Source organism: Arcanobacterium haemolyticum DSM 20595, from assembly GCF_000092365.1.
Classification (GTDB): Bacteria; Actinomycetota; Actinomycetes; order Actinomycetales; family Actinomycetaceae; genus Arcanobacterium; species Arcanobacterium haemolyticum.
Genome location: NC_014218.1, coordinates 142426 through 162049 on the forward strand (window position 1 = coordinate 142426; position 19624 = coordinate 162049).

The following is a 19624-nucleotide window of genomic DNA, read 5'->3' on the forward strand; positions in this document are numbered from 1 at the left end:
ATATGAGTGAAGAAATGATGCACGCGCCGCGATTGGCGAAGAATCCTGTGACGCGATCCTTCCACGGGGATGACGTGGTGGATAACTATGAATGGATCCGGGAAGATTCAAACCCGGCCGTGATCGCCCATATCGAAGCCGAAAACGCATGGGCAGATGCTCGTACGGCGCACCTGGCGCCGCTGCGCGAAACCTTGGTTGGCGAATTTGCCGGGCATACTAAAGAAGATGATATTTCTGTGCCCGTGCGCGATGGTGACTATTGGTATTGGCGGCGTACGTTTGAAGGTAAATCGTATGCGGCGTCCTACCGTTGTGCCGCTGTAGGTGATGGGTGCGGGGCTGCAGATATTCCAGATGTGGGATCCGTGGAAGCCGAACTTCTTTACGATGGCAACGTGCTGGCTGAAGGAAAGGAATTCTTCAGTTTGGGGATTGCGTCCGTTTCCCCGAACGGGAAGTTGCTGGCGCTGGGCGTAGATAATGCTGGTGATGAACAGTTTGCGGTTCGTATCTCGCGTATTGACTGCGATGAAACTGTGGACGAATCGTTGCTGAACATGGGGTATGGGCTGGTGTGGTCTGAAGATTCTACCCGCGTGTACTACACCCGAAACGATGATGCATGGCGTTCCTACCAGGTGTGGATGCACACCGTGGGGGAAAGCGCTGATCAGGATGTGTTGCTCTACCAGGAAGATGATGAACTTTTCTGGGTGGGCATCGATGGTTCGCGCGATGGCGAATGGCTGGTTGTGCAGTCCGAATCAAAGATGACTGCCGAAGTGCGTCTGTTCGCCACCCAAGCGCCAGAACGCAACTTTATTGTGAGTGAACGCCGATCCGGCCTGCACTACACTGTTGAACCGGCTGGCGATTGTTTGCTGATCGTACACAACCGCACCAACGTTGATTTCGATCTGGCGCTGGCGCCGATCGGGCCAAGTGAACCGGAAACCTGGGTGCCACTATATGAGGCATTGCCGGGGCAACGGTTGGCGGAAGTCGTGGCATTCCGCGATTTCGCTGTGTTGAACATGCGTGATGGGGGCGCAATGCAGTTGCGTGCCTTCCCACGTTCGGTTCCGGCAGAAGGCGAAGGCGTTTCTGGTCTGGGCGTCTATTCTGGAGAAGCCGGGTATGCTGGGCCGGGAGCGAAGCGCGAAACGTGGGGAACCGGGATCGTTATCCCCACCGAAGAACTCGCCACCCTGGGCTTCTACGGAAATGACGTGTGGGGCGCTCGCGAAGTCGGCTTCAGCGTGGAATCCGTGCTCACGCCGGATACGTTCCAGCGGTGGAACCTTGATACGGGCGCGATCGTGACCGTGAAGGAAACCGAGGTGCCAAACTATGATCGATCTGCGTTCGTGCAGTACCGCGAATGGGTTGACGCTGCGGATGGTGCGCGGATTCCAATGACCATCGTTCACCGTGCTGACCTGGTGAAAGACAGCAGCAACGCCGGCATCATATACGGGTATGGATCCTACGAAATTTCCAACGATCCATGGTTTAGCCCAACCATTCTTTCGGCTCTTGAACGCGGCGTGGTGTATGCCGTGGCGCATGTGCGTGGCGGCGGTGAAATGGGGCGCGCGTGGTATGACGATGGCAAGATGCTCTCCAAACGCAACACGTTCACCGATTTCGTGGCGTGTGCTAGGTGGATGGCTGAAAGCGGGCTTGTTGATGCCGGGAGGTTGGCGGCTGAAGGCGGTTCTGCGGGCGGCTTGCTCATGGGGGCTGTGGCGAATTTGGCGCCGGATGCGTTCCGCGTGGTTCACGCGATCGTGCCATTTGTTGACGCCCTCAACACGATCCTGAAACCTGAGTTGCCGCTTACCGTTGGCGAATGGGAAGAGTGGGGCAATCCGATCGAAAGCGAAGAAGTCTACCGGTACATGAAGTCCTACACGCCATACGAAAACGTGGCGGCAGTAGAATATCCGGCGATTATGGCCTCTACATCGTTGAACGATATTCGGGTTAGCTACATTGAACCAACCAAGTGGATCCAGGCATTGCGTGACACCGTTACCAACGACGAAATCGCGCGGCCGATCATCCAGCGCACCGAAATGGTTGCCGGGCACGGCGGTGGTTCTGGCCGATACAAGAAGTGGGAAGAACGCGCCGCTCAATTGGCATTCATCTTCGATCAAATCGGGGTGAAGTAAGGGGTAGGATCTGCTACATAAATCGGAACCGCACTGACTCGCATAGACGCATGTTTTGCAAGCTTGCACCGCACAAATTCGTGTTCCGCAACCCGAAAATGTGACGTGCTTTGACTAATCGGGTGTGGATATGTGGAGGCTTTCCACATATCCACACCCGGCAACATTTCGGGCGGCTGCGGTGTGCGATCATGAAGGCATGCACCCTCACATTTATCGAGCGGAGCACATCCTTGGCCAGGTCCACACACGTGGCGCCGCATCGATCAACGCTTTATGTAAAGCCGGAACCGTTGTTGATGTTGGCCATCACCGGTATGCCTTCGCGGAAGAACTCGGACGCGGGCTGGACGCCCGCGTCGTCTACGCTGCCGAAAACGGCTTACTAATCGGCTGTTTGACCGCATGCGAACACTGGGGATTGTGGACCCCGCCGTCGTTAACAACTCCCGATACCCATTACATTCAATCGCGCGGATCCAATCGGAACCAGCCGAGAACCGGTAAAGTGCACCGGCAACTTGCCCATGGATGTTTTGGGAACCATCTTTCTCCGGCACGATCGTCGCAGATTATCAGCCCGCCTAATGACGCGATTGAACATGTTCTTCGCTATCACGATGCTGAAACCGGGCTGATCGTTCTCGAATCCGCACTGTATCAGCGATTCATTTACCCCAACCATGCCGACGCCATGATCGGCATAGCGCAAAAAGTAAAGCGCCCAATACTTGAAAGATATGAGCTGGAGACTCAATCCGGGAGTGAAACACGGGTGCGTAATTTTCTTCAATCACGCCAAGTATCCGTGCAGCCGCAAGTTTTTATTCCGCAGCTTGGGCGAGTGGATCTGCTCGTGGGCACATCGTTGATTATCGAATGCGATAGCCAAGAGTTTCACTCTCAACCACTGAATGTTGCAGAAGATCGGCGCCGGGATCAGGTCGCTCTACGTCTGGGATATACGGTTGTGCGGCTGAGTTACCGGGATGTGTGGTTTCAGTGGGAGAAAACCCAGGAATATATCTCGAATTTACTTAAAAAGCGGGTGCATCGGCGGAGGATTCCGTGAATATACGAACTTACGGTTCGGTAATGCTGATTATTTCGAGAATAGTGGCAATATTTGCCACTATTCTCGAAATAATCAGGGGTGGAGAAGGTAGGAACGAGATGGTGGGTGATATGTCGGGATTTTGGGTGAGGGAAGAGTGAATCAAGGCCGTTTTGGGTGCGGGGGTGCGGGGGTGAGGCGAGATCGCACCGGGAGTGGCCGGGAGTGGCCAGGATTGTGCCGGAGTTGGTTGGGAGTGGGCTGTCTTGGGTGCGGGGGTGCCGGGGTGAGGCGAGATCGCACCGGGAGTGGCCAGGAATGGCCAGGATTGGCCGGGATTGTGCCGGAGTTGGCCGGGAATTAGCGCGATGCGGGCCCGAGTTGCGATAGCGAGCTACGGGGTTGGCCATACAAAGCCGGAAGCCAGCCCCGGATTTCAGTTAGCCGCTTCTAACGCCTTACTCCACGACCCGAAATGCTGGCGAACCGCCGCACCCGACGGAAGATTCTCCATATCCGGCGCTTCTTTCACATACTCCGAATAGCCGGCAAACGATGGCTGTACGCCTGTGGCCTGCGCGTTTGTCACATACGTAGCGATAGCATCACGGTAATCTTCCGGCGAATACTTTACGCCCCCGCGCGTACGTCCCTGGCGTGGAATTAAACCAATGGCCTTGAGAGCTTCGTTCCAGTAGCCATCGAACCGTTTGATGATAGTTTGGGAGGTTGGCGGCCAGGCAAAAGTGCCGGTCTGGGCGCCTGCCACAGAATCGATGAATTCTGCACGCAGCCGATCATAATCTTTCACGGTCAACACGGATCCCGGTTCGGCCTTCGCCAGTGCCTTACCGGCAGACATGTCATCGATCAGCTGTCGGATCGTATCCGCACTAAACCTGCTGATGTCCTCATATACGGTCTTCATGGCTTCGGGATCCAAAATGGCCGGATCGCCGGCAGGCAGCCTATAGCGCCGCGCCAACATGACAAACAGGGCGCTCGTTAGAGTCGGCACGGCGAAACGCTGAGTCGTGCACCGAGCCATAGAAATGTATCCGCTATTCTGCAAAGCGAAGCACGCCACTTTGGCAGCGGCCCCGGCCACCTCGGAAAGTTCAGCATGGAAGGAAACGGCCTGGTCATCAGGCTTTCCGCACAGGTCAGAAATGCCGCGGATAGAAACGAATGGGATGCCCCACGCGTGGGCAACCTGAGCGGCGGCATGGGATTCCATGTCGGCAGAAAGGGCGCCAGGGAAGGCCTCGCGCGTATCGGTCACATTGGCTTCGGTCACGAACGCATCAGAAGAGAGCATGCTCCCCACACGGATTGTGAGCCCATCGGATTCGGGCGAAGCAACGAATCGTTCGATGGTTTCGATCATGGTGGTATCGCCATGGAAGGATACAGGCTGCCCAGGCACTTGCCCGCGGGTGTAGCCAAAAGCGGTGCCATCGGCCCCGCCGTTCATGTAATCGGCACCAACCACAATGTGCCCCACGCGCGAATCGGCGGCGAGCCCGCCCGCAGACCCAATCGACACAATCACCTTCGGCGCATAGTGCCCCAGTGCCCAGCCAAGTGCGCTCGCGCACGCAGTCATTCCTACGCGCGTCACCATCAGCACCATTCGCATGCTGCCTTTGGAAGCTTGGTATGCGGTTCCGGTAGGCGATTCGATCGGTTTGAGGTTGCATGCACGGACGAGGTCAAGGAATGGTGCCATTTCTTCATCCATGGCGGAGATGACGAGGGCATCGATGTGTTTCATGCGTTTACATTCTCCCAGGTGGTACGTTCTGCGAGCATGGCGCGAACTGCGGTTTGGGCTGCTTCGAGCGAATGGTTGGCGCCCCAGCCGCATTGGATGTTGTTGGCTGCGGGCACGCTGGTTGCGTTGAGGATGTCGTGGAATGTGGTGGCGATCAGATCGAGTGTTCCGGGGATGTCTGGTTCGCTTGCGCGGATGAGGTAGAACCCGGTTTGGCAGCCCATGGGGGAGAAGTCAACGATGTCGTCTGCATGGTTGCGTGCGTATTCTGCGAACGAGTGTTCGATTGAGTGGATTGCAGGCATGTCGAGGTGTGCCACGTTTGGTTGCGTGAAGCGTACGTCGTATTTGGTCAGGACGTCCCCGTGTGGGAGGCGCTTGACGTCTGCGATTCGTACGTATGGCGCGCTGACGTGGCGATGGTCCAGGTTGAACGATTCGACGTTCATATGAGGCATGAGTTTTCCTTCGACTTTCTGTGTTTGTTGTCATTCTTCCACACGGAGTAGTGTTTTTCTTTCTTCTGACGCGAGTTGGGTTGGGTGGTTTTCTTCACGAGTAACGACGACGGGGCAGGCAATGTGTTGATTTAGGCGGAAAAGTGTTCGAGACACATTATCTAGTGCCATAGCGATTATTTTTCACTAGGTGTAGTGTTATGTGCCGTAGCGAAAAAATGCCAAACAAGGAGGAAAAGATGTCTATTACTCTCTACACGAAGCCTGCATGCGTCCAGTGCACGGCAACGAAGCGAGCCCTTGTTAAGCATGGCCTGGACTTCACAGAAGTGGACCTCACACAGCATCCACACGCTCTAGAAACTGTCAAGGCACTCGGCTACCAGCAGGCTCCGGTTGTGTTTGCAGATGGCGATCACTGGTCTGGATACCGCCCTGATCTTATTAAGCGTTTAGCTGGAGCATCGGCGCCGGTCGCATTGCGCGCCTGAGCGTCGTCGTCAATTAAAAAAATAAGGAAAACTCGTGGTCTACGTCGTCTATTTTTCTTCTACAACGGAAAATACGAAACGATTCGTAGAAAAACTAGGGTTCCGTGCGGATCGCATCCCGCTACTGCCAACCGAAAAACCGCTGGTGGTGGGCGAAGACTACGTCCTCATCGTGCCAACGTACGGTGGCGGAAACGAACGCGGGGCCGTACCCAAACAAGTCATCAAATTTCTTAATAACGAACACAACCGTTCGCACATCCGCGGAGTCATCTCCGGTGGAAACACAAACTTCGGAGAAGCGTTCGGGCTGGCAGGCGATATTATCTCCGCGAAAACCCACGTACCGCACATGTACCGGTACGAACTCTTAGGAACGCCAGTAGACGTTCAGAAAGTGCGCGAAGGATTAACTCAATGGTGGACAGGATCATGACGGATACCGGTGAAGAAACAGTAGGCGACGGGCTCGATTACCACGCCCTCAACGCGCAACTCAACCTCTACGATGCGGACGGAAAAATCCAATTCGAATCGGACCGGGAGGCCGCGCGGCAGTACTTCCTGCAGCACGTGAACCGGAATACGGTGTTCTTCCACTCGCTCGAAGAAAAACTCGACTACCTAATCACCGAAGGCTACTACGAACCCAAAGTTTTTGACGCATATTCGGACGACGACGTGAAGGCCCTCTACAAACAAGCCTACGCGCACAAGTTCCGTTTCCCGACTTTCCTTGGGGCGTTCAAGTACTACACGTCCTATACGCTCAAAACGTTCGATGGCAAACGCTACCTGGAGCGATTCGAAGATCGCGTGGTTGTGGTGGCACTCACGCTGGCTGCGGGGAATGTGGAGCTTGCGAAGAATCTTGTTGACGAAATCCTCACCGGGCGATTCCAGCCGGCCACCCCAACGTTCCTTAATGCGGGGAAGAAGGCGCGCGGCGAACTCGTATCTTGCTTCCTGTTGCGCGTGGAAGACAACATGGAATCTATTTCGCGGGGAATTAATTCGGCGTTGCAGCTTTCGAAGCGTGGCGGCGGCGTGGCGCTTAATCTTTCTAATCTGCGCGAACTCGGGGCGCCGATCAAGCGGATCGAAAACCAATCTTCCGGCGTGAATCCCGTGATGAAACTTTTGGAAGACGCATTCTCCTACGCAAATCAACTGGGCGCGCGGCAAGGGGCCGGTGCGGTTTATTTGCATGCGCATCATCCAGACATCATGCGATTCTTGGACACCAAGCGTGAAAATGCGGACGAAAAAATCCGAATTAAGACGTTATCGTTGGGCGTGGTTATCCCTGATATAACGTTCGAACTGGCCAAGAAGAATGCGGACATGTACCTCTTCTCGCCATACGATGTGGAGCGCGTGTACGGCGTGCCATTCACCGAAATCTCTGTTACCGAAAAGTATGAGGAAATGGTGGATGATAGGCGGATCCGCAAAACCAAGATCAACGCGCGGCAGTTCTTCCAGACTCTTGCCGAAATCCAGTTCGAATCCGGGTATCCGTATATTGTGTACGAAGACACCGTGAACCGTGCCAACCCGATCGATGGCCGTATCACCATGTCCAACCTGTGCTCCGAAATCCTGCAAGTATCAGAACCGTCCAGATACAATGCTGATCTTTCGTACGAACATGTGGGTAAAGATATTTCGTGTAACTTGGGATCGCTCAATATTGCGAAAACCATGGATTCGCCGGACTTTGGGCAAACCGTGGAGACCGCTATCCGGGCGTTGACTGCCGTTTCTGATCAGACGAATATTGCAGCTGTTCCATCCATTGAGCGTGGAAACGACATGTCTCACGCAATCGGGCTGGGGCAAATGAATCTGCACGGGTATCTTGGACGCGAGAAGATCTTCTATGGATCCGACGAAGCGCTCGATTTCACCAACATCTACTTCTACACCGTGGCCTACCATGCGATCCGTTCCTCTATGCTGATCGCGAAGGAACGCGGCGTGCGGTTCGAAGGGTTCGAACGGTCTGCCTATGCGGATGGTTCTTACTTTGCTAAATATATTGAACGCGAATGGGCGCCGGAAACTGCGCGCGTGCGGGAGCTTTTCGCTAACGTTCACATTCCAACCGTGGCAGACTGGGTTGCGTTGCGCGATGCCGTGGCGGCTCACGGCATGTACAACCAAAACTTGCAGGCCGTGCCGCCAACCGGATCGATTTCGTACATTAACCACTCGACCTCGTCGATCCACCCGATCGTATCGAAGATCGAAATTCGTAAAGAAGGCAAGATCGGGCGCGTCTACTATCCGGCCGCATACCTGACTAACGACAACAAGGAATACTACCAAGACGCCTACGAAATCGGGCCGAAAGCGATCATCGATACGTACGCGGCCGCCACGCAACACGTTGACCAGGGGCTATCGCTCACGCTGTTCTACCCGGACACCGTGACAACCCGTGACGTCAACAAGTCCTATATTTACGCCTGGCGCAAGGGAATCAAATCCTTGTACTACATGCGAATCCGGCAGGCGGCGCTGGACGGGACGGAAGTCGAAGGCTGCGTGTCCTGCATGTTGTGACAAGCTGCTGGTGAATGTAGCTGGGGGCTGAATCTGAAGGGAATTCTTCAGGTCAGCCCCCTTGCTGGCCTGTTCAGGTATTCCGCTGGCCCGTATGGCTTCTGCCATCCGGGCTGGCCCCAAGCCGCCAATCCTGCCACCAGCAAAAACGCCGGCCGCACCCATCGCAGACTTAATAAGCACCAACAACAGTGGCCCCGCAACAGCACCAACGCCCGGCCCACAATCCGCAACCGAGCCTGCAACGCTCGCCAACATACGGTTCATCCCGGCCAGTCATCAATGTGATCGACACGCCGGCAAGAAACGAAAAAATCGCCGAACGACCATGCGGAATCCGAGCTAAAACCCAGTTATGCCATGATTTTCATCGAATACCACTAGATGTGCCCAAAACATTCCTACGATCGCAACCCCGCGAGCGAGAGCAAGACCACCAATACGAGATTTCCCGCTACCTGAAACGGAAAGAGTTGGATGCGCGTTCGTCGTCGTCATAAAACCATCCTAAACCGCAAACGAAACCGTTGGAAGCGGGCGCGAGGCGTGAGAAAATGGGGAGACAGAGCAAACGGGAGGCGAATATGTCGGAAAAAATTAAACTCGTTGATTCAGTGCAGGCGATCAACTGGAACAAAATCATCGACGAAAAAGACCAAGAAGTATGGGACCGGCTCACCGGAAACTTTTGGCTGCCCGAAAAGATTCCGCTCTCCAACGATATCCAATCTTGGAACACGCTCAAGCCGCACGAACAGCTGATGACCACGCGAGTGTTCACCGGACTCACGCTGCTGGACACCGTGCAAGGGACCGTGGGCGCGATTTCCCTGATCCCGGACGCGATTACGCCGCATGAGGAGGCCGTCTTAACGAATATCGCCTTCATGGAATCGGTGCACGCGAAATCGTATTCGTCGATTTTTTCGACACTGATTTCGTCGCAGGAGATTGAGGAAACGTTCCGCTGGTCGGAAGAAAACCCATACCTGCAAAAGAAAGCCCAGATCGTTCTGGACTACTACCGCGGCGACGATCCGGAAAAGCGCAAAGTCGCATCCACCATGCTCGAATCGTTCCTCTTCTACTCCGGGTTCTACGCGCCAATGTACTGGAGCGCCCACGCGAAACTCACCAACACTGCCGATTTGATCCGGCTGATCATCCGCGACGAAGCCGTACACGGATACTACATCGGATACAAGTACCAGCAGGCGGTGAAGAGGGCGTCGGCGGAGAGGCAAGCCGAACTCATGGACTACACGTACTCGCTGCTCGAGGACCTGTACGAAAACGAAGAAGGCTACACCGAATCTCTGTACGACGAGATGGGGCTGACCGAAGACGTCAAGATGTTCCTCCGCTACAACGCCAACAAGGCGCTCATGAACCTCGGGTACGAAGCGCTTTTCCCGGCCGATCAGACCGCGGTGAATCCGGCAATTTTGGCCGCGCTTTCGCCGAATGCGGACGAAAACCATGACTTCTTTAGTGGGTCGGGATCGTCGTATGTTATTGGCACTGCCGAAGCCACCGAAGACGAAGACTGGGATTTCTGAGGGGCTGGAGGGGCTGGCGGGGCTTAATAAGCTGCTTGCCGGCGCTCGATCGGCGCGGAGCGGGACAGCAGTGTTCTATATGGCACTGCTGAGCTGTGTGCCGCTTATTTGGGACTTTCACGGTGTCGGATTGGGCCGGCAAGGCTCGGGTTTGGTGGAAGATTGGGCCGCGCGGGCCTGATTTTGGTGGAACTTTGGGCCGTGGGCGGCCAAACACCGCCAACAGAAAGGGATGGCATGAAGATTTTAGTTGTGTGCACCGGGAACATCTGCCGGTCTCCGATGGGCGAGATCGTGCTGCGCGATGTGGCGGCACGTGCAGGGCTGGCGGTGGAGGTTTCTTCAGCAGGCGTGTCCGCTGAAGAAACTGGGAATCCGATCGATCGCCGAGCTGCCGCGGTATTGCGGGAAAAGGGGTACGACGTGCCTCGCGATCATTATGCTCACCAGGCTAGTGCGGCTGAACTTGCGGATGCCGATCTGATCTTGGCTATGACCACCGGGCACGCCCGCGCACTCCGGCGGATGGTGCTGGCGGCTGGGCTCGGGGCGGACCATGTGGAACGTATCCATTTATGGCGAGAGTTCGACGGCACCACTCGCGTTGCGCCGCGCGGCGCCTTCTGCCCCGGCGGCCCCCTCGAAGGCCAAGAAAAAGTGGCGGCTGGGCGCGGATCGGATTTCTACACGTCCAACGGAGAACTTGATGTTCTTGATCCTTGGTACGGCGATTCTTCAGGATTCTACGACACCTTAGAGATGGCTGAAGTTGGCGCTCGCGGCATCGTGGAGTGGGTGTCGCGGAGCTAGCCTGCGATCTGCAGAAAGCGCGGGGTTAAGCTTGATCCGCCGCACCCAGCCGGCGCCGCCACACGAACTGATGTTCGGCAGAAAAACGCTTCGGCTGGCAGGTGGCACAACTCATCGGGCGAGTAGGCCGGCGATGCCGCTGAATCTCATGCCCGGCCGGACATTTCCCGACCCACGCTCCCGGAATCTGCGGCGCGCCTTCCAGCCGCGCCGCCCCAGTCCCACCAATTTTCACACAGGTCCGGCGCCATACGTCGTCGTGCCCGTGACGCGGCCCCACGATCGCGTGCGCAATCTCGTGAAGAATCGTGTCCCGTACTGTGGTTTCGGGGCAGGCTTCGGTGAGCGCGCGCGAGAGCGTGATTTTCGTGTGCGCGAAGTGTGTGGCGCCGGCGCGGCGTTTGGCGCGGTCGAATTCGAGCGTCCACTCCGCCAGCCCGTGCTGGTCCATGAGCCGCCGCCCCATCCGGTAAGCATCGTCAAGATTCACGGTTCCTTAGTATAGCTGGAGAAACTTCTGATCCGGGCTTGGCTATACTTGAAACCATGTCTGGAACTGATCTTGTGCTTCGTATGAGCCGCGCAGCATTGCCGGCGAACCGCCCCATCGACCACGCCCGCCGCGCCAGCGCCGCCCTTGCCGCCGGCTTTTTGTTTGGCGCCGTGGTGGGGATGCTCCTTTTCATCGACGAAGTTCCCCTTCTCCGCATGCTTTTGGTTCTGCTCCCGGCCGTTGCGTTTGGCCTGATCGCGGCGGCTTTCTGGTGGGTGTGGATTCCTGCGCGTGGGGAGCCGATTCCCGTGGTGGCGCGAGTTGTGGGAACGAACGAATCGACCTTCGCCCGCGAAGTCCATTCCGGTGGTGGCCGTGGCATTTTGGTTCCGGTGGTTGCGCTTCCGGTTGGCGGCGGAGCGCCGTTCAGCACGATGGTCACGGTCCGTTCGGCGGAGCCGCCGGTGGGTGCGTTGCTTCCGTTGTTCCAGGTGGAGCCGGGTTTGGGTGAGCTTGTGGAGGGTTCGACGACGACGCCGGCGCAGCGCGAACTCATCGATAAAATTGTGAAGCGTCCGAAGCTCTTGCCAAATAAGGCGGAGATTTTGCCGGTGCGGCGTGGCCCGTTGGAACGGACGCCGTTGTGGGCGGCTGTTGAATGGTGGGCCTGCGCTGGTGGAGCCGCGTTTGCCGCGATGCTCTTTGTTGGCTCGTTACGCGGTTAGTAGTGTTTATGTATGGATTTATCCACTGAAGGTTTCGCAAATTGTCTAGCATCTTGCTTTGCAATTTGTTGCAATCGCCTGGTCGCATTGATATCCAACGCGATTTGTCGAGGTAGCCATTCTCGTTCATCTTCGTTGAGAGGCGTAGGGGGTGCTGTTATCTTGTGCTTTACACTTATCTAATTTACGCATCAACCTGATTTTTACGGTAAGCGTAGAATCTCGCAGGAGATTAGATTGATATATGTGCTCATCTCATTATTGCTTAGGACCTGCGGATTTAATGACATCGTTGCAGCTAAAAGCGGGTACATCGGCACGCTCAGTCGAGTTTTTGGGACATGAGCAATGCTTAAACATTGCTTGGTTGGCATGGCTGCATGGCGACGGTAAGAGTGCCCAGTGCTCAAAAAGCGGCCTGCTGGACAGCAGCGCCATATAAGCGCTTCCTGTCCAGCAGGCCGCCGATTGGGGCCGGGCTGCGCCCTACAGCACCTTCGAGAAGAATTCTTTAGCGCGCGGGCTGGTTGGATGATCGAATACCTCGGCTGGTGAGCCGGCTTCGATGATCTTGCCGTCATCCATCACGATAACCTGATCGGATACTTCGCGGGCGAAGCCCATTTCGTGGGTGACAACAACCATGGTCATGCCATCCCGTGCAAGATCTTGCATAACGCTCAAGACTTCGCCCACGAGTTCGGGATCAAGCGCGGAGGTGGGCTCATCGAACAGCATGAGTTCGGGCTTCATGGCCAAGGCGCGGGCGATTGCCACGCGCTGCTGCTGGCCGCCGGATAGTTCGGCCGGGTAGTGCTCCATACGTTCGGCCAGGCCAACGCGGGTGAGGAGTTCTTCGGCTTGCTTCTTGGCTTCGGCCTTTGCCATGCCGAGTACGTGCACGGGTGCTTCCATCACGTTTTCTAGTGCCGTTTTGTGTGGGAACAGGTTGAATCGCTGGAAGACCATGCCGATTTTGGCGCGCTGCTGTGCGGCCTGCTTGGTGGTGAGTTCGTAGAGTTTTCTGCCTTTTTCGCTGTATCCCATGAGTGTGCCATCAACGTGGATTGATCCGGCTTGGATGGTTTCCAGTAGGTTGATGCAGCGTAGCATGGTGGATTTTCCGGAGCCGGATGGCCCCAGAATGGAGGTGACGGTTCCAGGGGCGACGTCGAACGACACGCCTTTGAGCACGTGGAGATCGCCGAAGAATTTGTGAACGTTAGTGACGTGAACTTTTGGTTGAGTGGCAGTATTCATTGGGGTTCCTCGATTATGGCGTGTATTCGGCGAATGGATCGTCGGTGGTGGTGCGTGATGCGTTGATTGCCGCCTGCCGCCCGGCCCGCGCCTTTTTACCGCGCGCGTTCGGGGTTTGTGCGCCAGATCCGGCGCCGCGGCCGTAGAACTTTTCGAGGTAGTATTGGCCAACCATCAGCACGGATGTGATCACTAGGTACCAGATGGCGGCCACGATCAGGAATGGGATTGGCTTGAAGCTGGAGAAGCCGCTGGCGTTCGTCACATGGGTGAGTTCTAGGGAGAGTGGAACGGCGGTCACTAGCGATGTTGTTTTGAGCATCGAGATTGTTTCGTTGCCGGTTGGTGGCACGATCACGCGCATGGCCTGTGGCAGCACGATCCGGCGGAGGATCATCCCGTTGCTCATGCCGAGCGCCTTGGCTGCTTCTTCTTGCCCTGGATCAACGGAGTTGAGGCCGGAGCGAACGATTTCCGCCAGGTAGGCGCCTTCGTTGAGGCCTAGCCCGAGTACCGCGAAGAGGAACATGGTGTATTGACGTTCCGCAAAGATGGTGTTTGGGGCGAAGGTGAAGAAATCAATGACGCCTGGGATTCCAACAGTGATTGTAGGGAAGAGGGTTCCGATCAGGCCCCAGAAGATGAGTTGGGTGTAGATCGGGGTTCCGCGGAAGAACCAGATGTATGCGGTGGCTACGGAGCGGAGTACCGGGTTTTCGGAGCGCCGCATGATTGCCATGGTGACGGCAAGAATTATGCCGAGTACCATGGCTGCCACGGTGAGTGCCAGAGTCCAGCCTACGGCTTTCACTATTTGGATCTTGAACAGGTTTGCCCAGACAACGTCCCATTGGAATTGCGGGTTGACGATGAGCTGGTTGAGGATCGCGTAGGCGATGACCGCAACGACCGCGGCTGAGATCCAGCGGCCCCAGTGGCGTACGGGGACTGCGTGAATGAGTTCGGGTGAGCTGTTTTCTGGCATGATGTCTACTTCGCTGGGTTGAGCATGGGTGAGGTGGCTACGCCGTCTTTGATTCCCCACGTGGTGAAGATTTTGGCGAGTTCGCCGGTATCGATGAGGTGTTGGAGGGCCTTGTTGATGGCTTCCGTGGTTGGGCTACCTTTAGGGGTTGCGATGGCAAGGCCGACGACGTCGATTGGGTCACCGATTTTTTCGATCTGCTTGTTTGTTTGGAGAACGGCAAAATCGACGACGGGCGTATCTGCGAACATGGCATCGAGCTGGCCCTGTGCAAGTTGCAGGCTGATGCGTGGCTGTTCTGCTTGGCGCTGGATCTGGACTGGCTTGTCTTTGCAATCGGTGGTGTTGAGTTCGGTCAAGTATTCGTCTTGAGCGGTACCGGTCTGTACGCCAATGATCTTGCCGCAGACGTCAGCTGGATCGAACTTCTTTGGGTTTCCTGCCGGGACTGCCCACTGGAGTCCGGCTTCGTAGTACTGGTGGAGATCAACGGTTTCTTGACGTTCTGGGTTCACGGAGATGGCAGCGATTCCGGCTTCGTATGTTTTTCCGATGCCGGGGATGACGGCTGCGAATTCTGCGTTTTCGATCGAAACTTTGAGCCCGAGTACTTGCCCGAGTGCGTGTGCGAGGTCAATATCGAAGCCCTGCAAGGTGGTGCCGTCTTCTGCATAGAATTCGGCTGGTGCGTAGAATGCGTTGGTTCCGAACGTGAGGGTTCCATCTGCGGTGACGGATTCTGGCAGGAGTGCTGCGATCTCGTCTACTTTTTTGATGTGCGAAACGTCGGTGGCGCGGACGTCGCCGGTTGTAGCTGCGGCGTCAGCGTCTGTTGACGTGGCGTCGGAGCCACAAGCGCCCAGGGTGAAGATGAGTGCTGCGGCTGCAGCAGTAATTTTCAGGGTTTTCATGGTTTCTCCTCGCGGATGGAATGAGTATGCAGGCTCGCGCCCATAATGGAAGTATATTCTAACAACCGCATAGTTATGCAACTATGTGTGGCGTAACCTTGAGCACATTACGCCGGATTTTCACGCTATCGCCGATCAATTCACAAGTTTACGGATTCGTTGCACCGATACCTTTCCGCTTGTTCCCAACTGCTGTGCGAAGAAGGAGACGCGCAGTTCTTCGATCATCCACCGCGCTTTCACAAGTGCGGCAGCCTTGACCGGATCATACATAGTTTGCGCCGCCTCTTCTTCGGCTATTGCGTCACTGATGTCGGCCACTTGCCATGCTAGAGAATCGTCGGCTGAATTGGTGGGTGCCTTTTCTAAACGGATTCGCGCCGCTGCTAGGTAGCGTGGCAGATGAGCCAGGTATTCGTACGGAGTGCGTGCGATAAATCCGGGGGCTACCAGGCGATTTACCTGATCTCGCACGTCCGTGACAGTATTTATCAGCGCCAATGATGACGCTCCACGGATCGCACTATCGACTTCCCCGTACGTTTCCAGCACACGCACAACAATCTGCGCAACGCGATAGATTTCATCTTCCACGCGAATCTTTAGCCAGGTTCGCAACGCCTCATAATCAGTGCGTTCTCGCAGTTGACCGAGCGGTTTCTTGTTTTCCCGTGCCCATTGTGTAGCCAAGTTTCGCACGGCCGCGATATGCAGATCGGAGATGAGTGCTTGCGTAGTTTTGTAAGGAGACGCCGCCATAGCCAACGATTCGCGCCTGGTCCACCGTGTGCTCACGCGAGCGTCCGGCAGTGCCAGTTCACCGGCCAACAATCGCACGATTCCGGCCGCGTGGTCACGTACTTGTTCGGCGGGCTGTGCACGTACAACGAGTTCGACGACGGTGCCTGCTTTGGCTGAAACTTCGGCCAAAGCAGGATAGCCGCGCACGGCGTGGCCGTGCGCGCCGGAGGTCTCGATGACCTCGGGAATAGAATCCATCGCTGGCCAGGTGGTGAGAGGAACGCCGGTACCGGCCAGTGCAGGCGTATCGACCACCGGAGTGTTCACGGCTGCCGCAACGGCACTTTTGACTACTTGTGCCACAGCCGATCGGGTTTGTGGAGCCAACGATCGCTGTAAATGTTCAATCGATGTGCTTTCATCTAGCACAGCTCCGCGTTCTGAACGAGCCCGGAACGTGATAACAAGATGGGGAGGCAAGGAGGCTTCCGCCCAGGCATCCTTATCAATGTCGATCGACCGCAGTTTCCGTACAGCATCCGTGAATGCCGCTTCGAAGGTTGGTGCGCCGGGTTGCCCGTGTGCCACCGAATCCCAGGCTGGCAGGAGGCTGCGGATTTCCCGCGCCACGTCCGGAGCCGGAACCAGATGCCGGCGAATCCGCTTCGGCAAGGCGCGTATTGTGGCGACCACGAGTTCATCAAGCATGCCGGGAACAAGCCAATCGAAGCCGTCATCGGTGAGTTGAGGGAGAAGAGTAATAGGCACATCGATAGTTAGACCATCCGCATGGCTACCCGGCGTGAAGGTATAACTGATCGACAACGTGATATCGCCCTGGCGCCACTGTTGTGGGAAATCATCATCTGATGCCTCCGTTTCGCCCAACAAAAACTCGCGCGTGAAGTCAAGCAAATCTGGGTTCTGGTGGCGTTCCTTCTTCCACCACGAATCGAAATGACGTGCAGAGACTATCGACGCCGGGATACGTTCATCGAAAAACACGAACTGGGCTGCTTCATCTGCCACCAAACCGTGACTACGTAAGCGTTCTTCGACATCGCGAGCATCAGCCAACGCCTGCCGATTATCCTTCACGAACTGGTGGAACGTGCGCCACTGATTCTCCACCAAGGCGTGGCGGATAAACATTTCGCGCGCCAATTCCCGCGCCGAATCAGTACCCACCGAAGACAACAGAACCTGACGATCCGCCGCCACCGTAAGCCCATATAACAACACCTTTTCGTGCACCTTCGCGGCACCATCACGCTTCGACCAGAACGGATCAGAATACGTGCGCTTCACCAAATGAGCTCCCGCACGTTCCACCCACGCCGGATCAATCTTCGCCACAGATCGAGCAAAAAGACGCGACGTTTCTACTAATTCAGCAGCCATCACCCAATCAGGTGTGCGCTTCGCCAAACCAGAACCAGGCCACATCACAAAATGAGTACCCCGAGCACCAAGGTAATCACGCTTACGCTGATCAAACGACCCGATATTAGATAGCAAACCAACAAGAAGCGACCTGTGGATAGCATCAGCCGCTGGAGCATCCGCCGATGCTCCCACAGCCTTCACCGCATGAACAATATCCCGATTTTGGGAGACGTCATTATTCTTCTCCCCAGCCTGACGGATCTGCGCAGCCGTAGGCAACGCAATGTTCTTCAACGTGATTCCCAGCGGCTTTGCCAGCTCACGCAATTGAGACACCACATCCTGCCATTCGCGGAACCGCAACCAATTCAGGTGTTCCGCCCGGCATAACCGCCGGAACGCCGAACCTGACAGATCGCGCTGCTGAGTACGCAGGTAGCGCCACAAATTCAAGTAGGCCAAGAAATCCGACGACGGCTCCGTGAAACGCGCATGAAGCTGATCCGCCTGCGCCTTAAACTCCACTGGGCGCTCGCGAACATCCTGAACCGACATGGCGGCCACCAACACCAGCACTTCTGTAGCCGCACCATTATCCACAGCCGCCAACAACATGCGGCCTAACCGTGGATCAATCGGCAACCGTGCCAACTTGTGGCCAATCTTTGTCAATACAGGAGTGCGAGTATCCGGCTCCAACGCGCCGATCTCCTCCAACAACTGAACGCCAGAACGTACTGCCTTCATATCTGGTGGATCAATAAAAGGAAAATCTGCAACCGTGCCCAACCCCAGCGACGCCATCTGCAAAATCACCGATGCCAACGATGTACGCTGAATCTCCGGCTCCGTAAACTCCGGCCGGCCTGCGAAATCATCCTCCGAATACAAACGAATCGCAATACCATCAGCCACACGGCCACACCGGCCCGAACGCTGATTAGCAGACGCCTGCGAAATCGGTTCAATCGGCAACCGCTGCACCTTAGTACGTGGGGAATAGCGTGAAATACGAGCCGTACCCGGATCAATCACATAACGAATACCAGGCACGGTAAGCGACGTTTCCGCAATATTCGTAGCCAACACAATCCGCCGATACGCATGAGGCAAGAAAATCCGCTGCTGTTCCGCGGCAGACAAGCGAGCAAACAACGGCACCACTTCCACCGCGCCCGGGACCGACGAATGATCACCCGGATCAACAAACCGATTCCCTAACTCATCACGCAACGCCTTCTGAGTTTCACGAATCTCACCCTCCCCCGAAAGGAACACCAAAATATCTCCAGGGCCCTCATCCATCAACTCACATGCAGCATCCACAATCCCCGAAATCTGATCCACGCTGTGGTCAAGATCAGGAGAATCCGCCACCGCGTCGTCGATCCCATCCAACGGACGATACCGCACCTCAACCGGGAACGTGCGCCCAGAAACCTCCACAATCGGCGCCGAAACCCCAGGCCCTCCGCCACACATACGCGCCCCAAAATGCTCCGCAAACCGCTGCGAATCAATCGTTGCCGACGTAATAATAACCTTCAAATCCGGCCGCTTCGGCAAAAGCTGCGCCAAATATCCCAAAAGAAAATCAATATTCAGCGAACGCTCATGAGCTTCATCAATAATAATCGTGTCATACCGGCGCAACAGCGGATCAGACTGAATCTCAGCCAACAAAATACCGTCAGTCATCAACTTAACCAACGTAGACGGCGAAACTTGCTCTGTAAACCGAACCTGGAAGCCAACCGCGCCACCAAGCTCCACACCCAGTTCATCACAAATACGCGACGCAACCGACCGCGCAGCAATACGCCGCGGCTGCGTATGGCCAATCATCCCCGCGATACCACGCCCCAACTCCAAACAAATCTTCGTCAACTGGGTAGTCTTACCAGAACCAGTTTCACCTGCAACAATCACCACTTGACTTGCGGAAATAGCCGCCTTAATATCCTCACGGCGCGCAGAAACAGGCAACTGAGCCGGATACGAAATCGCAGGCAACACCGCCCGGCGAGCATCAAGCTGGCTAGGTGAAAACGGGCGCCACCCACGGCGCCGGAACTGGGTACGGAAATCTTTTGCCACGAAACTATTTTCTCACGGGGGTCCGACAATGTCAGGACGTCACTTTTCTCTCAATCAAGCGAAGCGCGAACGTGCTCAAAACTCTCCCCAGCTCGTAGCCTAAACTAAAAAAGTATTCCAGCCAAGAAAGGG

17 protein-coding genes are annotated in these 19624 nt (G+C 56.0%); 8 read left to right on the forward strand and 9 right to left on the reverse strand.

Going from position 1 to position 19624, the window contains the following annotated elements; all coding sequences use genetic code 11:
- The first annotated feature begins 2 nt into the window (after positions 1-2).
- Together ARCH_RS00575 and ARCH_RS00580 are read left to right on the forward strand one after the other, a co-directional pair.
- Positions 3-2180, forward strand: a complete 2178-nt coding sequence (locus ARCH_RS00575) for a S9 family peptidase (protein WP_013169373.1) — start codon at positions 3-5, stop codon at positions 2178-2180.
- Between the two features lie 199 nt (positions 2181-2379).
- On the forward strand, positions 2380-3252 hold the full coding sequence (locus ARCH_RS00580) for an endonuclease domain-containing protein (protein WP_049765783.1): 873 nt from the start codon (positions 2380-2382) through the stop codon (positions 3250-3252).
- Between the two features lie 418 nt (positions 3253-3670).
- Here the strand turns inward: ARCH_RS00580 and mtnN are convergent, their stop codons facing one another.
- Genes mtnN through ARCH_RS10040 form a run of 3 tightly spaced genes read right to left on the reverse strand, consistent with a single transcriptional unit; the run spans position 3671 to position 5637 of the window.
- Complete coding sequence (gene mtnN / locus ARCH_RS09175) at positions 3671-5008, reverse strand: 5'-methylthioadenosine/S-adenosylhomocysteine nucleosidase (RefSeq protein ID WP_013169375.1); 1338 nt, start codon at positions 5006-5008, stop codon at positions 3671-3673.
- Complete coding sequence (locus ARCH_RS00590; protein WP_013169376.1) at positions 5005-5466, reverse strand: S-ribosylhomocysteine lyase; 462 nt, start codon at positions 5464-5466, stop codon at positions 5005-5007. The genes mtnN and ARCH_RS00590 overlap by 4 nt, the downstream gene beginning before the upstream one ends.
- A gap of 30 nt (positions 5467-5496) precedes the next feature.
- Entirely contained in the window at positions 5497-5637 is a 141-nt protein-coding gene (locus tag ARCH_RS10040; protein WP_170121718.1) for a hypothetical protein, read from the reverse strand.
- Positions 5638-5705: 68 nt separating this feature from the next.
- Between ARCH_RS10040 and nrdH the strand changes: the two genes are divergently transcribed.
- From nrdH to nrdE, 3 genes are read left to right on the forward strand one after another with little or no spacing between them, the layout of a single operon-like run.
- Positions 5706-5957 (forward strand): glutaredoxin-like protein NrdH, encoded by a 252-nt coding sequence (nrdH, locus tag ARCH_RS00595; RefSeq protein ID WP_013169377.1) that lies wholly within the window; start codon positions 5706-5708, stop codon positions 5955-5957.
- Between the two features lie 34 nt (positions 5958-5991).
- A complete protein-coding gene (gene nrdI / locus ARCH_RS00600) occupies positions 5992-6393 on the forward strand; it encodes a class Ib ribonucleoside-diphosphate reductase assembly flavoprotein NrdI (protein ID WP_013169378.1) in 402 nt (133 codons plus the stop codon).
- The gene (gene nrdE, locus ARCH_RS00605) at positions 6375-8525 is read left to right on the forward strand and encodes a class 1b ribonucleoside-diphosphate reductase subunit alpha (RefSeq protein ID WP_013169379.1); all 2151 of its coding nucleotides are present in this window, start codon (positions 6375-6377) and stop codon (positions 8523-8525) included. Before nrdI ends, nrdE begins: the two co-directional genes overlap by 19 nt.
- 342 nt (positions 8526-8867) lie before the next feature.
- Here nrdE and ARCH_RS10045 read toward each other — a convergent pair whose 3' ends face one another.
- Positions 8868-9023 (reverse strand): hypothetical protein, encoded by a 156-nt coding sequence (locus ARCH_RS10045; RefSeq protein ID WP_170121717.1) that lies wholly within the window; start codon positions 9021-9023, stop codon positions 8868-8870.
- Between the two features lie 86 nt (positions 9024-9109).
- Between ARCH_RS10045 and nrdF the strand changes: the two genes are divergently transcribed.
- Positions 9110-10084 carry a class 1b ribonucleoside-diphosphate reductase subunit beta gene (gene nrdF, locus ARCH_RS00610; protein ID WP_013169380.1) on the forward strand — a complete coding sequence of 325 codons (975 nt, stop codon included), beginning with the start codon at positions 9110-9112 and terminating at the stop codon, positions 10082-10084.
- 237 nt (positions 10085-10321) lie between these two features.
- On the forward strand, positions 10322-10894 hold the full coding sequence (locus ARCH_RS00615) for a low molecular weight protein-tyrosine-phosphatase (RefSeq protein WP_013169382.1): 573 nt from the start codon (positions 10322-10324) through the stop codon (positions 10892-10894).
- Positions 10895-10919: 25 nt separating this feature from the next.
- Here ARCH_RS00615 and ARCH_RS00620 read toward each other — a convergent pair whose 3' ends face one another.
- Positions 10920-11384 (reverse strand): SprT-like domain-containing protein, encoded by a 465-nt coding sequence (locus ARCH_RS00620; protein WP_013169383.1) that lies wholly within the window; start codon positions 11382-11384, stop codon positions 10920-10922.
- A gap of 56 nt (positions 11385-11440) precedes the next feature.
- Between ARCH_RS00620 and ARCH_RS00625 the strand changes: the two genes are divergently transcribed.
- The gene (locus ARCH_RS00625) at positions 11441-12112 is read left to right on the forward strand and encodes a hypothetical protein (RefSeq protein ID WP_013169384.1); all 672 of its coding nucleotides are present in this window, start codon (positions 11441-11443) and stop codon (positions 12110-12112) included.
- Positions 12113-12598: 486 nt separating this feature from the next.
- Here the strand turns inward: ARCH_RS00625 and ARCH_RS00630 are convergent, their stop codons facing one another.
- From ARCH_RS00630 to hrpA, 4 genes are all read right to left on the reverse strand, one after another.
- Positions 12599-13372 carry an amino acid ABC transporter ATP-binding protein gene (locus ARCH_RS00630; protein WP_013169385.1) on the reverse strand — a complete coding sequence of 258 codons (774 nt, stop codon included), beginning with the start codon at positions 13370-13372 and terminating at the stop codon, positions 12599-12601.
- A 13-nt stretch (positions 13373-13385) separates the two neighbouring features.
- On the reverse strand, positions 13386-14357 hold the full coding sequence (locus tag ARCH_RS00635) for an amino acid ABC transporter permease (RefSeq protein ID WP_013169386.1): 972 nt from the start codon (positions 14355-14357) through the stop codon (positions 13386-13388).
- A gap of 5 nt (positions 14358-14362) precedes the next feature.
- A complete protein-coding gene (locus ARCH_RS00640; RefSeq protein WP_013169387.1) occupies positions 14363-15268 on the reverse strand; it encodes an ABC transporter substrate-binding protein in 906 nt (301 codons plus the stop codon).
- Between the two features lie 135 nt (positions 15269-15403).
- Positions 15404-19492 carry an ATP-dependent RNA helicase HrpA gene (gene hrpA / locus ARCH_RS00645; RefSeq protein WP_013169388.1) on the reverse strand — a complete coding sequence of 1363 codons (4089 nt, stop codon included), beginning with the start codon at positions 19490-19492 and terminating at the stop codon, positions 15404-15406.
- Positions 19493-19624: the final 132 nt, after the last annotated feature.

Excerpts from the sequence above, each read along its gene's own strand:
- ARCH_RS00635 (WP_013169386.1), bottom strand. The coding sequence starts at position 14,357 with ATGCCAGAAAACAGCTCACCCGAACTCATTCACGCAGTCCCCGTACGC.
- mtnN (WP_013169375.1), bottom strand. The coding sequence starts at position 5,008 with ATGAAACACATCGATGCCCTCGTCATCTCCGCCATGGATGAAGAAATG.
- ARCH_RS10040 (WP_170121718.1), bottom strand. The coding sequence starts at position 5,637 with ATGGCACTAGATAATGTGTCTCGAACACTTTTCCGCCTAAATCAACAC.
- ARCH_RS00615 (WP_013169382.1), top strand. The coding sequence starts at position 10,322 with ATGAAGATTTTAGTTGTGTGCACCGGGAACATCTGCCGGTCTCCGATG.
- nrdH (WP_013169377.1), top strand. The coding sequence starts at position 5,706 with ATGTCTATTACTCTCTACACGAAGCCTGCATGCGTCCAGTGCACGGCA.
- nrdF (WP_013169380.1), top strand. The coding sequence starts at position 9,110 with ATGTCGGAAAAAATTAAACTCGTTGATTCAGTGCAGGCGATCAACTGG.
- ARCH_RS00625 (WP_013169384.1), top strand. The coding sequence starts at position 11,441 with ATGTCTGGAACTGATCTTGTGCTTCGTATGAGCCGCGCAGCATTGCCG.
- ARCH_RS10045 (WP_170121717.1), bottom strand. The coding sequence starts at position 9,023 with ATGACGACGACGAACGCGCATCCAACTCTTTCCGTTTCAGGTAGCGGG.
- ARCH_RS00630 (WP_013169385.1), bottom strand. The coding sequence starts at position 13,372 with ATGAATACTGCCACTCAACCAAAAGTTCACGTCACTAACGTTCACAAA.
- ARCH_RS00580 (WP_049765783.1), top strand. The coding sequence starts at position 2,380 with ATGCACCCTCACATTTATCGAGCGGAGCACATCCTTGGCCAGGTCCAC.
- ARCH_RS00640 (WP_013169387.1), bottom strand. The coding sequence starts at position 15,268 with ATGAAAACCCTGAAAATTACTGCTGCAGCCGCAGCACTCATCTTCACC.
- ARCH_RS00575 (WP_013169373.1), top strand. The coding sequence starts at position 3 with ATGAGTGAAGAAATGATGCACGCGCCGCGATTGGCGAAGAATCCTGTG.
- nrdE (WP_013169379.1), top strand. The coding sequence starts at position 6,375 with ATGGTGGACAGGATCATGACGGATACCGGTGAAGAAACAGTAGGCGAC.
- ARCH_RS00590 (WP_013169376.1), bottom strand. The coding sequence starts at position 5,466 with ATGCCTCATATGAACGTCGAATCGTTCAACCTGGACCATCGCCACGTC.